Raw genomic sequence first — 13,737 nt, 5'->3', positions numbered from 1 at the left:
CCGTGTGCACAGGCGCGGGCACGAGGAAGGGCCGGTCCCGGGGAGTCCCCGGGACCGGCCCTCTTTCTCGGGCAGCGGCCGCTAGGCGCGGCGCTTCTTGCTCTGCACGTTGATCTGGGCCGGGCCCTCGGCGTCGGCCCCGTTCTTCACGGTGATCTCCAGCAGGCCGTCGTCGAACTTGGCCTCGATGTCGGTCTCCTCGACGCCCTCGGGCAGGGTGATCTCCCGCCGGAACGCGCCGCGGAACCGCTCCTCGGCGTAGTAGATGACCCCTTCGTCGTCCTTGTTGCGCTCGCCGGCGATGGTGAGGTAGCCGTGCGAGAAGGTGACCTCGACGTTCTCGGGGGACGCCCCCGGCAGTTCGCTGCGGATGACCAGGTTGTTCCCACGGGCGAAGATGTCCGTGGTGGGGCTCCACGCATCGGAGTAGCCCCGCTGCGTCGCAGTGCCCGTCTCCAGGTTGGCCATGGTGTCCGAGATGCGGTTCATCTCGCTCATCATGTCCATCACGCCGCGGAACGGGTTACGGGTCCTCTTCTTGGGCGGCATCGTCGACCTCCTCTCACTTCTCGCCGGTGTCGTTGGGTGCGGTGTCCTTGGGCGCGGTGTCGCCCGGCGCGGTGCGGCCCGCGGGCTCCTCGACCGGGATGCGGTCGCCGTCGACCTGGATGGTCGGCGGGCCCTTGCCGTCCGTGGGCACCACCAGGCCGCTGGGCAGCATGGACGCGGGGCTCTCCTGGCGCAGCGCCTTCAGCAGGCTGAACGCGATGACGATCAGGACGATCGCGAACGGCAGGCCGGTGGACACCGCCGCCGCCTGCAGGGCGTCGATCGCGGCCGTACCGCCCACCACCAGCAGCACGATGGTGACCAGGCCCTCCATGGTGGCCCAGAAGATGCGCTGGGCGCGGACGGGGTGCGGGTCGCCGCCGTTGGTGAGCATGTCGACCACCAGCGAACCGGAGTCCGAGGAGGTGATGAAGAAGATCGTCACCACCGCGATGGTCAGCAGGGCCAGCAGGGCCAGCAGCGCCGCGGGGAGCGGGAAGGCGTCGATCAGGTTGAAGGTCGCCGCCCCTTCGTTCGCGGAGTTGGAGATCATGTCGTCGCCCTCGAGGCGGAACATGTCGTAGAAGATGCCGGTGCCGCCGAAGACGCCGAACCAGATCACGCTGACGCCGACCGGGGCGAACAGGGTGCCCAGGACGAACTGGCGGATGGTCCGCCCGTAGGAGATGCGCGCCAGGAACATGCCGACAAACGGCGACCAGGAGATCCACCAACCCCAGTAGAAGATCGACCAGCCCTCGGAGAAGGTGCGGGCCGCCTCGTTGCCCTGGGGCGAGATGAAGTTCAGGCTCATCTGAACGAGGTTCTGCAGGTAGTCGCCCAGGCCGGTGACCATCATGCTCAGCTGGAACAGCTTCGGGCCGACCAGGAACATAACGACGAGCAGGGCGAAGGCCATCCACAGGTTGATCACCGACAGGCGGCGGATGCCTTTGTCGATCCCGGCCACGACGCTGACCACGGCCACGGACGTGATCAGGCAGATGATGACCACCTGCACCAGCAGGTTGTCGGGGATCCCGAACACGTGGCTCAGGCCCGCGCTGACCTGCTGGGTGCCCAGGCCGAGCGAGGTCGCCAGGCCGAACAGGGTGCCGAACACCGCGAGGATGTCGATCAGGTTGCCGATCCACCCGTAGATGCGGTCGCCGATCAGCGGGTACAGCGCAGAGGCCGGCCGCATGGGCAGGCCCTTGCGGAAGCAGAAGTAGCCCAGCGCGAGCCCGAGGACGATGTAGACCGCCCAGGGGTGGAAGCCCCAGTGGAACAGCGTGTACTGCATCGCCTGGGCGGCCGGGTCGTTGCCGACGCTGTTCACGAACTCGTCCTGCAGGTGCAGGGTCGGCTCGTAGACGCCGTAGAAGACCAGGCCGATGCCCATGCCCGCGGTGAACAGCATGGCGAACCAGGCCAGGGTGCTGAACTCGGGGCGTGAGGAGTCCGGGCCGAGCCGGATGTTCCCGTAGCGGCTCAGCATCAGAAAGACCGAGACGCCGAGGAAGAAGGTGGTGGCCAGGATGTAGAGCCAGCCGAAGTACTGACCGATCCAGTCCCGGGTGGCGGTGGAGATCTCACCGAACCGGTCGGGGATCGCCACGCCGACGACGAGGAACGCCAGGACAACCGCGCCTGAGATGAAGAACACCGGCGGGTTCGTGTGCTCCCGGATGTATGCGTTTAAGCGAGAGATGGCGATTACCTCCTCGGGGCCGCCCGGGCCGCGATGACGGTCGGGGTGCGCGCCGATTGCCTCGATGTCCCGCTATCGTCGCAGGTGAAGCAGGGTGCTCGCGATGCCGCGCCCCCGTGTCCTCTCGCCCGGTGACTTGTTATCCAATTACGTTCCGCCAATAGCGGCAAGCTTTCGGATAAATCATAGACCGGAGTGGCGACAGTGCAGCATATGCGACGCGATCGGTTATCGTAAATTAATCCGAATGTAGGGTTCTCTGTAGTATGCGGCGTGTTCGGGGACGCTGGGTGTCGGCCCTGTCGCCCCCGGTCGCACCGGGCCCTGGTCATATACCCCGGCCGTGCCCCGGTGAAAAGGGGGGCGGCGGTTCGTGTCGCCGAGTGCGACAAAAAGGGCATAAGGGGGATTTGGGGTAGATGTTCCGGCTGGTCCCGGGGCGGGCCGCATCCGGCCACGCGCTCCGGCCCGCACTGTCCGCAGGCCCGGCCCGGGCCCGGCGGCGGCGCACCAGGAACGGCCCCGGAACGTCCGCGGGCGTTCCGGGGCCGCTCCCCGCCAGGTGTCCGGGGGCGGCGAGCCGCCCCGCCCGGACCTCGCTCGGAACCCGCTCAGACCTCGTGCGGGGCGACGAACGCCGTCGGGACGGCCTTGCCCGGCTCGGAGCACATCACGTCCGCGCCCCCGGTGGAGCCGTAGGTGCCCGGATCGCCCTCGAAGCGCAGGTACACCTGCACGCCCGCGACCGGTGTCGGGTCGCAGTCCTCCTCGGGGTAGTTCAGCGGGTTGGGCTGGCGGATGGTGAGGTCGGTGACGCCGCCGGGCTCCACGACGAAGGGCTCGGGCGGGTCGGGGTCGTACCGGGCCCAGTCGCCGACCCGGTCGCCCCCGTACTCGTCGACCCAGTGCATCGAGACCATGTTGTCCTGGAGGCACGGCTCCTGACCGGGGCCGTCGCCCATGATGCGGGCCATGGAGAAGCGGATGTACATGGTCCCGGCGGCGGCGTCGCGCCCCTCGTAGATGAGCTTGTAGTCGCTCGACTCGCAGTGGCGCATCCCCGCGCCGGAGCCGCCGCCGGGCACAGCGGCCCGGTCAGCCGTGTCGGCGGCGGCCGGCGCGGCGGCGGCCAGGGCCAGAGCCGAGGCCGCGGCCGTCGCGGCGGCGCCCCCGAGCAGGCCGCGACGCCGCCGGGCGGCGGTCCGGCCCCGGGTGGCGGTGGAATCGGCGCCGGCGCCGTCAGCGCCGGCGGGGTCGTTGGACGGGTCGGAATGCATCGTTCGGTCCCCCTTCGATCGCCCGGACCCGGGCTGCGGCCCGGATCCCGTACACCGTGTGGGACGCCTCTCCCGTCACACGGGTTCGCCCACCGGATTGGCCCTAAGTGGACGTCGATGCAGGTCAACCGGAAAGGCGGGTCAGACGTGCCGATCCTTCGGTCGGGCCCTCCCACTCCGGCCCCGCCCGCCTGCCGCGGCGGCCGGGGCCGCCTCGGAGCCTCATTCGCGCCGGGCGCCGTCGGGCCAGACGACGTCGACGGGGACGCCCCGGGCGCGTGCGGCCTCGACCGCGTCGCCGGTCCCGCCCTTGCCGCCCGAGGGGCGGCCGTCCCAGACGGCGACGAGGCGGTCGGTCCCGGCGAGGACGGACTCGTTGGCGTCCCTGTAGGCGTCCGGCCCGGCCGACCTGTGCGGCATGTACCTGACCAGCGCCGACCGCATCAGCAGCGCGTCGAACCGGCCGAGATCCCCGGGCGCGACCTTGGCCTCGCGGTAGTCGACCGAGGGGAGCACGACCTCCAGCGTCCCGCCGGCGTCCAGCACGGCCTCGGCGAAGACCTGGTCGGCCCCCCGCGCCAGGCAGGAGACGCCGACCAGGTCGCCGCCGTAGGGGGCGAGCACCTCGTCCAGAGCGGTGCGCACCAGCGGAACGGTGTCGGCCGAGAGGTTGGAGTGACCGGTGATGCCGATCCGCGTCATGCAGGCTCCTTCGAGATCGCGGGAATCAGGGCCCGGCGTCCTCGGGCCCTCGCCGTTCAGGACTCGACCGGGACGTCCGGGAACATGCCGAACCGGTCGCCGTCGAAGGTCAAGGTATCGGTGCCCTCCGGCGGGGCGGGAATGGAGAAGTAGCCGTACATGGAGTGCCCCTCGTACAGGGAGGGAGGCCAGTTGGCCGGGCCGACCGTGTCCAGCCACTCGCTGGGACCGTCCATCCGCACCCCGCCGTAGATCGTGCCCTCCGCCGGGTCGATCGCCTGGAAGTCGAACCGCTCCGCGTGTCCGAAGGGGGTCCAGCTCATGCCGAGGTCGTCGCTCCGAGGGCCGGGTGAACTCTTTGCCCGATGTCCGGCCGGCTTCCCGATCTGCCTGCTCACCAAGGCAGGGCGCCGTCGATGTCGAAGTAGCCGCCGGTGGGGCCGTCCGGTCCCACTCGGGCCAGGCGGACGATGACCTCGGCGCCCTCCTCCACGGACGCCGTCCCGGTGTTCGCGTTCAGGTCGGTCCGGACGTAGCCGGGGTCCACGGCGTTGATCCGCATCTGCGGGAGCGCCTTCGCGTACTGCACCGTGAGCATGTTGACGGCGTTCTTGGAGAGCGGATAGGCGATGCCGGGGTAGGCGTGGAACGGGGTCCCGGGCGTGGTCATGCGGGCCATCGACGCCAGGCCGCTGCTGAGGTTGACCACCACCGGCGCCGGCGACCGCCGGAGGAGCGGGAGGAAGGCGTGCATGACCCGCACCACGCCCAGCACGTTGGTCTCCAGCACGGCCCCGACCGTGTCCGCGGTCTCCTCCTCGGCGCCGCGCACACCGCCGCCGCTCAGCCGCCCCTCCACGCCCGCGTTGTTCACCAGCACGTCGAGCCCGCCGTCGGCCTCGACGGCCCGTGCCGCGGCGTCGACCGAGGCGTCATCGGTGACGTCGAGCGGCACGAACCGCGCCCCCACCTCCTCAGCGGCCCGCCGCCCGCGCCCGGGGTCGCGGCTCCCGATGTACACCCGGTGCCCCACCGCGACGAGCCTGCGCGCGGTCTCGTATCCGAGCCCCTTGTTCGCTCCGGTGATCAGTGTGGTCGTCATGCCCCAAGTCTCCGCCGCCCCCGGCCCCCACCGGAACCGGGGCCCGGGCCCGGACGTCTGGAAGAGGCGTCCCCGGGAGGACAGACCGTGCCGGGGCGCGCCGGGGCCGCTCGTCCGCGGGTTCAGGGCTTTCTCACCCTCGTGGCCGTGGAGCGGAGGCGCAGCCCCCGGCCTTCCGGCGGGGACACGGTCACGACCCGTCCTGCGCAGGGTGGCGGGCACGGTCCTTTTCCGGCTCGCCGTCCGGGGCGGGGGCCTGGACGTGCACCACGCGTTCGAAGTGGGCGAGGGTCTCGTGGCGGTGGGACGCGGCGAGGACCGTTCCGTCGAACCCGGCGATGACCTCGGAGACCACGCGCTCGGTCTCAGGGTCCAGGCTCGCGGTGACCTCGTCGACGAGCAGGACGCGCGGCCGCCTGACGAGCGCGCGTGCCAGGCACAGCCGCGCCTGCTGCCCGCCGGAGAGGCGCACCCCGCCTTCTCCCAGCTCCTCGTCGAGGCCGATCCACCCCTCGGCGCCCACGCGTTCGAGCACCCCCCGCAGCTCCGCGTCGGGCCGGGGCCCGGTCCCGCGCAGGAGGTTGTCGCGGAGCGTGCCGTGGAAGAGCCGGGCGTCCTGCTCGACCAGGGCCACGGCGTCGCGGAACGCCTCGTCGTCGATCCCGGTCACGGGCACGGCCGTGCCGTCGGCGGCCACCAGCTCCACGGCCCCCGCCGACGGGTCCCACAGGCGCGCCGCGAGCGCGACGACCGTGCTCTTGCCCGCCCCCGAGGGCCCGGCGAGGCCCACGTGCTCGCCGGGCGCGACGTCGACCGACCACCCCTGAAGGGTCGGCCGCCGATCGTCGTAGGAGAAGGAGACCCCGCGGAACCTCACCCCCAGGGGCCCGTCCGGGACGCGCCGCGGCCGCTCGGGCGCGGACACGACCGGCGGGCGGGCGATTCCGTCGGCGACGCGCCGCGCGCTCGCGGTGAGCGGGTGGAGCTCGGTCACCGTCGTGGCGGCCTCGGTGACGGCCGAGACCCCCGCGAGGGCGAGGGCGATGAGCGCGGGCAGGACGGCCGGGGACAGCCGCGCGTCGGCGGTGTCGGAGAGCACGCCCGCGGCGGCGGCGCTGACCGCGATCACCCCGATCACCACGGCGGTGACGATCACCTCGCGCACCCCCGCGCTCAACCGGGAGAGCAGCTCCCGCCGGCGGGAGACCGCGGCCGCGCGCCCGGTGGCCTCCGCGGCCTCGGCGACGATCCGCGGGGCGAGGCCGTAGCCGAGCACCTCGCGCAGCGCGCCGAGCGCGTCGACGGTCCGCGCCGAGAGCGTCTCGCGGTCCCGCTGCTCCCGCTCGCCGATCCGCCGCGCGGCGCCCGCCCAGCACAGCGCCGTGCCCGCGACGAGCGCGCTCCCGCCGAACATGACCAGCGCCGCCTCGGGCAGCAGGACCGCGGCGGCGGTGAAGGAGGCGAGGAACACCGTCAGCGAGGCGCCGAGCTGGGCCACGGTGTGGGCGTAGAAGAACTCCAGCTTCTCGATGTCGCCCATCGCCACGGCCGCCGCGCGCCCGGAGTGCTCGCGGCGGCGCGCGGGCACGCTGCGCGCGTAGGCGTCGAAGAGCGCCATCCGCAGCCGGGCCAGCACGCGGTAGGCCAGGGCGTGCGACACGTCCATCTCCTGCCAGGTGAGCAGGGTCCGCAGCAGCACGAGGCCGATGACGGCCGTCCACCACACCGGCCCGGGGGGCGTCCGGTCGACGATGGCGTGGCCGACCGCCCACGCGGTCAGCACCGACAGGGCCGCGAGGCCGAGCGCGCTCGCGGTCGCGACGAGGTAGCTCCCGGCCATCGCGCGCCGTTCGGGGCGCAGCGCGGGCAGCAGGCGGCCGAAGCCGCGGATCGCGGCGCGGGTGCTCACGGAACACTCCTGTCCAGGCGGCCCGCGTCCAGCCGCAGCACGGTCGGCACGCCGGCGAGGGCCTCGGGGCGGTGGCTGATCATGATGACGATGCGCTCGCGCGCCACCCGGTGGAGCGTGGCCAGGACGTCCGCGGCGCGGCCGGTGTCGAGCGCGCTGGTCGGCTCGTCGACCAGCAGCACCGGGCGGTGCGCGAGCAGCGCCCGGGCCAGGGCCAGGCGCTGGCGCTGCCCGCCGGACAGGCTGGAGCCGGCCTCGGCGACCTCGGTGTCGAAGCCGTGCGGGAGCGCGCGGACCTCCTCCAGCACCCCGGCGGCGCGGCACGCCGCGACCAGCTCCGCCTCCCCGGCGGCGGTGCCGGTGGCGTCGAGGTTCTCCCGGACCGTGCCGGCGAAGAGCACGGGGCGCTGGGAGACCACCGCGATGTCGCGGGTGCGCAGCGGCCGGCCGTCCAGGGTGATCCGGCCGCGGGCCGGGGTGAGGAAGCCCAGCAGCAGGTCGAAGAGGGTGGACTTGCCCGAGCCCGACGGCCCGGCGATCGCGCTGAGCGCGCCGCGGCGGGCGGTCAGGTCCAGGCCGCCGATGACGTCACCGGCCGCGCCAGGGTACCGGAAGCCCAGGTCCGACACGCGCAGCACCTCGGCGGAGGAGGCGGACGCGGCCCCGCCGCGCGGGTCGCCGTCCCGTCGCCCGCCCCCGGCCCCGTCCTCGTCCGCAGCCTCAGGGACGGAAGCGGGGACGGGCGCCCCTTCGCCGTGCTCCCGGTCGAACGCGCCGATCTCCTCCAGTCCGGGGACCGCGGTGAGCCCGAGGAAGCCCGCGTGCCAGTGCCGGGACAGCTCCCGGACCGGCCGGAACGCCTCCGAGGCGAGCAGCAGCACGAGGTAGACCCCGCCCGCGGGGGCCTGCCCCGAGACCGCCCCCCACACGGCAACGCCCGCGGCCGCCACGATCCCGCCCTGGACGGCCAGGTCCGTCACCGCGGTCTCGGCCAGGCCCGCGCGCATGACCCGCTCCGTCGCCCGGCGCAGCGCCTCCGATCGGGCGTGCAGGCGCGCCCGGGTCCCCGACACGTCGCCGAGCGCCCGCAGCGTCGCCATGCCCCGCAGGGATTCGAGCACGTCGGCGCTGAGCGCCTCATAGCCGTCCCAGTGGTCGAGCCCGCGCCGGGCGATCAGCCGCTTCCACGCCATCGGCCCGAACACCGCCAGCAGGACCGCGGCGGCCACGCCCGCCGCCGCCGGAGGCGAGAGCAGGGCGAGCAGGACCACCACGGCGGGGCAGGCCACCGCCACCTGCGCGACGGCGGGGATGTACTTGGAGACGTAGGCGTCGGTGCCGTCGACGCCGTCGCTCAGGCTCGCCCGCATCGTCCCGTCCCGGACGGCGGTGTCGTGCAACCGCTCCGGCACCAGCGCGGCCTCCATCGCCCGGCGGCGCAGGGCCTGCCTCACCCGGCCGCCCAGCCCGGCGGCGGCCGCCGACTGCGTCAGCGACGCCAGCAGCCGCAGCACCGCGATGCCCACGATCAGCAGCAGCGCCAGCAGGACGTCCTGCGGCGCGCCGCGCAGCACCGCCGACATCGACCAGGCGATGGCGGCGGCCTGGGCCAGGTGGGTGAGGAACACCAGCAGGAGCAGCGCGGTGCTCGACAGGAGCGCGGCGGGGAACCGCGCGGCCTCGCGCCACAGGTGTCCGACGATCATCATGGGCGGTCCTCCCGCCCGGGGCGTCCATCGCCGGGGAGCACCGCCAGCGCGTGGACGATCCAGGCGCCGTCCCCGGCCGTGAACCCGGAGACGGGCCTGCTCCGCCATTCGCCGCCGGCGGCGCCCGAGTAGCAGACGACGGCCGCGGCGCGGTGGGCCTGCCACAGCGCCTCGGCGAGCTCGGCCGTGGCGGCGCCGGTGGGGACGGACCAGGCGTGCAGGCGCCGGGCGCCGCGCACCCATGCCTGGCCGGAGGCCCGGGCGACGCGTTCGGCCGCGGCGTCCCCGCTCGGGGCCGGCTCCGCGGACTCGGCGAACGCGGCGAACTCGGCGATGGCGGGCGAGCGCCGCACGGCCAGCGCGTCGCGGCGTGCGGGGGCGATCGGCCGCGACCGCGGGAGGTCGACCGCCGCGAGCGGGATCTCGGGGGCGAGCCCGCGGTCGAGCCACCGCCGCGGTTCGGCGGCGGGCGGGACGCCGAGCAGCGCCCGCAGGGCGGCGCCCGGGCCGAGCCGCACCGTGAGCGGCTCCGGGGCGTACAGGAACTCCACGGCGGCGAGCGCGTACGCGGTGTCCGCGATCCACAGGGGCCACGCGCGGTGCCGGTAGCGGCCGAAGCTCCGCCCCGGCTGCACCGTCAGGACCAGGCGGGTCCCGGCGGCGGGGCGGTCGGCGGCGCCGGGCCACCCGGCCGCGCGGTCCGCCGTCCCGTCCCGCCGCAGGAGCACGTCCTGCTCCATGTCGTAGGCGTACCGCCCGGGGGCGAGCCCTCCGGCGTCCGCGCCGGCGACGAGGTGGGTCCGCACCGGGTAGGCGCCCCCGGCGGACGGCACGGGCCGCCGGGCGACGGAGGTCGGGGTCCCGTCGGGGAGGCGGTGGCGGCCGTCGGCGCGCCAGAGCCCGTGCAGGAGGTCGCGTTCGCGGGCGGGGACGGCGACCGGTTCGGCGCCGGCGGCCCGCCACGGGTTGGCGCGCGGTCCGGGCGGCAGCGGTCCGCCCGGCGGGTCGCCGGTGAGCGCCCGCGCCAGGGCGGCGGGAAGGTCCGTCGGCCGCCCGGTCCCCGGCCGCTCGGTGCCCGGGCGCCCGGTGACCGGCCGACGGCCGGGGGAAGGGTGGTCGCCCGCGGGTCCGGCGGGCAGGTCGGTGCTGGTCATGGTGGGCTCTGGTTCACATGTGGGGCGGAGGGACGAGGGTGAGGTCGGACGGGTCGCCCGTCCAGGAGGTGCGCCACCCGCGTTCGAGCGCGGCCTCCTCGAAGCGGGCCATGCCGAGGTAGGCGAAGGCGGCGGGGGCGTTCGGCACGAGGCCGGTGATGAAGGTGCGCACCACCCGCAGGGGCGTGCGCCGGATGTCGGCCGTGGTCAGGTCGCGGGTCAAGACCCGGTGCCCGCGCCGGCCGAGCCTCCGGTAGACCTCGTCCATGGTCACCGAGGGGATCCGGTCGACCGGGACGGTGCCGAGCGCGGGATCGGTGAACCGCCGGGCCTGCCCGTGCAGCCGCGGGTCGAGCCAGAGCTGGACGTGCGCGCCCAGGTCCACGATGTTCGCGCAGTGCTCGCCGGCGGCGTCGAGGTAGGCGGCGTCCTCCCGGAAGTCGAGGTAGAGGCCGCGGGCCATCAGGCCCTCCTCGACGGCTCGGAAGACCCAGCCGTCGGCGGTGGTGCACCCCTGGGTGTAGACCCAGGTGTGGACCGCTTCGAGCACCGCCTTGCGCGCCGCGCGGACCGGGTCGAGCGCGGCGGAGAACCCCGCCGCGTACAGCCCGCGCCCGGCGTCGTGCACCAGCGCCGCGACGGCCGGGGCGAACTCCGAGGGCATGGCGACCAGGGACACGTCCAGGGCGCCGCCCCGCAGGTCCTCCTCCAGGCCCGGGACGCTCGCCGGGTCGATGGAGTGGGCGGGTCCGTCCAGGTGCCACCACAGTTCCAGGGCGTCGCGCTCCACGACCTCCAGGACCCCGCGGTCGCGGGCGTCGTCGACCCCCTGGCCGGTGGCGATGCCCGCGTAGTTCAGGTGGTGCGTGCGCGGGAGGTGCCGGAAGCGCGACTGCCGCCAGTTGAGGTGGACGAGCGCCGAGGGGAGCCAGGCGGGGGCGCCGTCGAGGCCGGTGCACCGGGCCCACAGCGCCGGGGTGCCGTCGGTCAGGGGCGCGTAGGGGAAGCCCTCCCGGGTGTACTGCCACGGGGCGAAGCGCGGGAGCTCCTCGCCGCCGAGGACGGGCTCGCCGTCCGCGCGCAGCTCGTCGGCGGTCGCCACGCGCAGGTCCCCGTGCGGCGGGTCCGCCGGGAGCCAGTTCCCGCAGTACCGCTCGACGCCTTCGGCGATGGCGGCGATCCGGGCCTGTTCGGCGTCGCCGAAGGAGGTGCCCAGGGAGACCCGGTCGGCGGGCCACTCGCCGAGCCGGCGGGCGTCCGCCACCGCCGCGGTGAGCGCGAGGTAGGACGGCGGCGCCCCTTCGGGGTGCGGGACGGGGCGGACCGAGCGGACGACCCCGCACTCGGGGTCGACGAGCGCCTCGACCGGGAGGTCGCCGTCGGGGGCGCCCCCGTCCCGCCTCTGCCGCGGTGCGTCCTCCTGTGGGACGGCGTCCGCGGCGAGGGGCGGGCGCCGGGTGCTGGTGGGGGCCGTCATGGGGTGCTCCGTTCGTGGTGCCAGGTGGCCGATGCGGGGTCGAAGACCGAGCGGGAACGCGATCCGGGGGCCGGCAGGAGGATCCGGGTCCAGGGCGCGGGGGAGCCCCGGGGGCCGTGGACCGCGAGCCAGGCGTCGATGACCCCGCCGATCCCGCCGGTGCTCCGGACGCGGGCGCGCAGGCCCTCGTCCCGGATCCCCCCGACGAGGCCGTGCCCCCAGGGGCCGCCGACCAGGTGGCTCGGACCGGTCCAGCCCCGGGCGAGGCGTTCGGTGTCGGCGCGGAAGTGGTCGTCGTCCCCGCCGATCGCCAGCAGCGGGGCCGCGACCCGGCCGTACCGGGCACGCGGGTCGATCCGCCGGGCCGACCACAGCCTCCGCCAGCCGCTCATCGTCGCGGCGGGCCACGCCCAGTCGGCGGCCGCGGCGACGGGGCCGCGCTCGCGCGCCTGCGCCGCGCGCCGGTCGAGCTCGGCGGCGGGCAGGGCGGGCCGTGACCGCGGGCCCCGCCCGTGCATGTGCCACCAGCCGATCCGGTGCCACAGTTGCGGGCGGCCGCCGGCGTCCCAGGCGGTCTCGGCGAGGCCGAGCGCCGGCACCAGGGCGATGATCCCGGCGACCGCGTCCGCCGCCGACCGCCGCGGCGCCCCGCCCGTCCCTTCGCCGACCGCCTCCCGGGCGGCCTCCAGGGCGCAGTGCGCGGCGTAGGACGCCCCGAACAGCAGCAGCGGGAGCCCGGGGAACTCCGCACGGAGGCGGTCGAGCGCGTCGCGGCCGTCGGCGCCCTCGTGCTCGTAGGGGGACCAGGCGCCCGCGGACCCGTAGCGCCCGCGGACGTCCTGCACCAGGCAGTGGTAGCCGCGCCCGGTCCACGAACGGGCGGTCGGGGCATGGGCGCGCGCGTCGTAGGGGGTCCTGATGAGCACGAGCCCGGCCGGATCCGGGCAGCGCCACAGCAGCCCGCGCAGCACCGTGCCGTCCCGGGCGGGGCATTCGTGGTCGAGCGGTCCGTCGGCGGTCACGGCCGTGCGCCCGTCCCGGTGTGCGGATCGAAGGGCTCGGGGTAGCCGAGGACGGTGTGCTCGGTGGCGGTTCCGGAGGCGGAGACGTACTTCCACAGGGTGGTCCGCAGCCGCGTCAGCTCGTCCGTCTCCTGCGCCCAGGCCAGCGCGGCCGTGAGCATCCGGCCGACGACCAGGGTGCGGGCGGCGGCGGGCAGCGGTGCGGGGGCGGCGGTCGCCGAGCGCTGCCAGGCGGCGAGTTCGCGCGGGACCGGGCTGGCCGCCAGGCGCCGCCGGTGCACCTGCCGGGCGGTGGGGTCCTCGGCCGTCAGGGCGATCGGGTCGACGAAGCAGGTGGCGCCCTCCCGGTAGCCGCGGAGCCAGGCGGCCCCGTGCTCGGGGAGGCGGTCGAGCGCGGCCCATCCCTCCCGCTCGGCGGGCGTCTCGGCGAACGCGACCACGAGCCGCGGCGTGCCCGGTCCCGGGTCGGCGGCGTCCTGCGCGCCGCCCGGGTGGCGCGTGACGTCGGCGCCGAGCCCGGCGAGGGCCTCGGCGAGCGCCTCGGTGACCGGGCCGCCGCCGACGAGGGCGACGTCGCGCCGGTGGGCGGGCCACCGGCGTTCGGCGTCGTCGCGCTCGCGGGCGGACATCGTCCGGGTGAGCCGGTCGACATAGGCGGACGACGCCTCGTCCCCGGCGCCCCCGGTGAGAGCGTCGAAGAGTCCGGGCGGCGGTGACTGCAGGCGGAGGAAGCGCCCTGACGCGGTGCGGACGGCCCCCGTGCCGTCGCCGTCGATGAGGACGTCCGTGCCGGTCCCGGGAAGGCGGGCGAGGCGAGGGGGCCCGGTCATGGTGGCTCTCCCTTTCTCCGTGGGGGCGCTGTGGCCGTTCGTCGGGGGTTCGTAGGGGCGGGTGGAGCCGGGACCGGGCCCGGCGATCGCGCGCGGTGGAATCACGGTGGGTCCTGGGCTCGGCCGGTCCGGGACCGGCCGGTCAGAGCAGGAACGGGCCGCACCGCCCCGGGGGTGTGCCCCTCCGATTCCGACCTGCTGGGGCGCCACGGTGCGCCGCCGGCCCGACCGGGGCGGAGAACGGCGTTCGGACCGGGCCCTGCGCCGCGGTCGCGGTGACCCGCATGGTGCATGC

General features: G+C 75.3%; 12 protein-coding genes. All 12 read right to left on the bottom strand.

From position 1 onward, the window contains the following. Window positions 1-81: 81 nt before the first annotated feature. On the bottom strand, window positions 82-549 hold the full coding sequence (locus C892_RS0120230) for an Hsp20/alpha crystallin family protein (RefSeq protein WP_017558662.1): 468 nt from the start codon (window positions 547-549) through the stop codon (window positions 82-84). Window positions 550-562: 13 nt separating this feature from the next. Beyond that, window positions 563-2,215, bottom strand: a complete 1,653-nt coding sequence (locus C892_RS0120225; RefSeq protein WP_017558661.1) for a BCCT family transporter — start codon at window positions 2,213-2,215, stop codon at window positions 563-565. Between the two features lie 656 nt (window positions 2,216-2,871). Beyond that, complete coding sequence (locus tag C892_RS0120220) at window positions 2,872-3,537, bottom strand: hypothetical protein (protein WP_017558660.1); 666 nt, start codon at window positions 3,535-3,537, stop codon at window positions 2,872-2,874. Between the two features lie 222 nt (window positions 3,538-3,759). Then, window positions 3,760-4,239 carry a hypothetical protein gene (locus C892_RS0120215; RefSeq protein WP_017558659.1) on the bottom strand — a complete coding sequence of 160 codons (480 nt, stop codon included), beginning with the start codon at window positions 4,237-4,239 and terminating at the stop codon, window positions 3,760-3,762. A 56-nt stretch (window positions 4,240-4,295) separates the two neighbouring features. Beyond that, complete coding sequence (locus C892_RS0120210) at window positions 4,296-4,562, bottom strand: hypothetical protein (protein ID WP_017558658.1); 267 nt, start codon at window positions 4,560-4,562, stop codon at window positions 4,296-4,298. Between the two features lie 71 nt (window positions 4,563-4,633). Beyond that, window positions 4,634-5,341 carry an SDR family NAD(P)-dependent oxidoreductase gene (locus C892_RS0120205; RefSeq protein WP_017558657.1) on the bottom strand — a complete coding sequence of 236 codons (708 nt, stop codon included), beginning with the start codon at window positions 5,339-5,341 and terminating at the stop codon, window positions 4,634-4,636. 190 nt (window positions 5,342-5,531) lie between these two features. Beyond that, window positions 5,532-7,250, bottom strand: a complete 1,719-nt coding sequence (locus tag C892_RS0120200; protein ID WP_017558656.1) for an ABC transporter ATP-binding protein — start codon at window positions 7,248-7,250, stop codon at window positions 5,532-5,534. After that, complete coding sequence (locus C892_RS0120195; RefSeq protein ID WP_026124511.1) at window positions 7,247-8,959, bottom strand: ATP-binding cassette domain-containing protein; 1,713 nt, start codon at window positions 8,957-8,959, stop codon at window positions 7,247-7,249. The genes C892_RS0120200 and C892_RS0120195 overlap by 4 nt, the downstream gene beginning before the upstream one ends. Further along, on the bottom strand, window positions 8,956-10,113 hold the full coding sequence (locus C892_RS31640; RefSeq protein WP_026124510.1) for a nitroreductase family protein: 1,158 nt from the start codon (window positions 10,111-10,113) through the stop codon (window positions 8,956-8,958). The genes C892_RS0120195 and C892_RS31640 overlap by 4 nt, the downstream gene beginning before the upstream one ends. Window positions 10,114-10,126: 13 nt before the next feature. Then, complete coding sequence (locus tag C892_RS0120185) at window positions 10,127-11,590, bottom strand: YcaO-like family protein (RefSeq protein ID WP_017558654.1); 1,464 nt, start codon at window positions 11,588-11,590, stop codon at window positions 10,127-10,129. Continuing rightward, window positions 11,587-12,612: a CocE/NonD family hydrolase gene (locus C892_RS0120180; RefSeq protein ID WP_017558653.1), complete on the bottom strand. Its 1,026-nt coding sequence runs from the start codon at window positions 12,610-12,612 to the stop codon at window positions 11,587-11,589. Before C892_RS0120180 ends, C892_RS0120185 begins: the two co-directional genes overlap by 4 nt. Beyond that, window positions 12,609-13,442: a hypothetical protein gene (locus tag C892_RS0120175; RefSeq protein WP_017558652.1), complete on the bottom strand. Its 834-nt coding sequence runs from the start codon at window positions 13,440-13,442 to the stop codon at window positions 12,609-12,611. Before C892_RS0120175 ends, C892_RS0120180 begins: the two co-directional genes overlap by 4 nt. Window positions 13,443-13,737: the final 295 nt, after the last annotated feature.

Source organism: Nocardiopsis baichengensis YIM 90130 (assembly GCF_000341205.1).
In the GTDB taxonomy this organism is placed as follows: Bacteria; Actinomycetota; Actinomycetes; order Streptosporangiales; family Streptosporangiaceae; genus Nocardiopsis_A; species Nocardiopsis_A halophila.
This window is presented reverse-complemented; position numbering and strand designations above follow the sequence as displayed.

Bases quoted from the DNA above. Each gene is read 5' to 3' on its own strand.
- C892_RS0120230 (WP_017558662.1), bottom strand. From the start codon at position 549: ATGCCGCCCAAGAAGAGGACCCGTAACCCGTTCCGCGGCGTGATGGAC.
- C892_RS0120220 (WP_017558660.1), bottom strand. From the start codon at position 3,537: ATGCATTCCGACCCGTCCAACGACCCCGCCGGCGCTGACGGCGCCGGC.
- C892_RS0120215 (WP_017558659.1), bottom strand. From the start codon at position 4,239: ATGACGCGGATCGGCATCACCGGTCACTCCAACCTCTCGGCCGACACC.
- C892_RS0120210 (WP_017558658.1), bottom strand. From the start codon at position 4,562: ATGAGCTGGACCCCCTTCGGACACGCGGAGCGGTTCGACTTCCAGGCG.
- C892_RS0120205 (WP_017558657.1), bottom strand. From the start codon at position 5,341: ATGACGACCACACTGATCACCGGAGCGAACAAGGGGCTCGGATACGAG.
- C892_RS0120195 (WP_026124511.1), bottom strand. From the start codon at position 8,959: ATGATGATCGTCGGACACCTGTGGCGCGAGGCCGCGCGGTTCCCCGCC.
- C892_RS31640 (WP_026124510.1), bottom strand. From the start codon at position 10,113: ATGACCAGCACCGACCTGCCCGCCGGACCCGCGGGCGACCACCCTTCC.
- C892_RS0120185 (WP_017558654.1), bottom strand. From the start codon at position 11,590: ATGACGGCCCCCACCAGCACCCGGCGCCCGCCCCTCGCCGCGGACGCC.
- C892_RS0120175 (WP_017558652.1), bottom strand. From the start codon at position 13,442: ATGACCGGGCCCCCTCGCCTCGCCCGCCTTCCCGGGACCGGCACGGAC.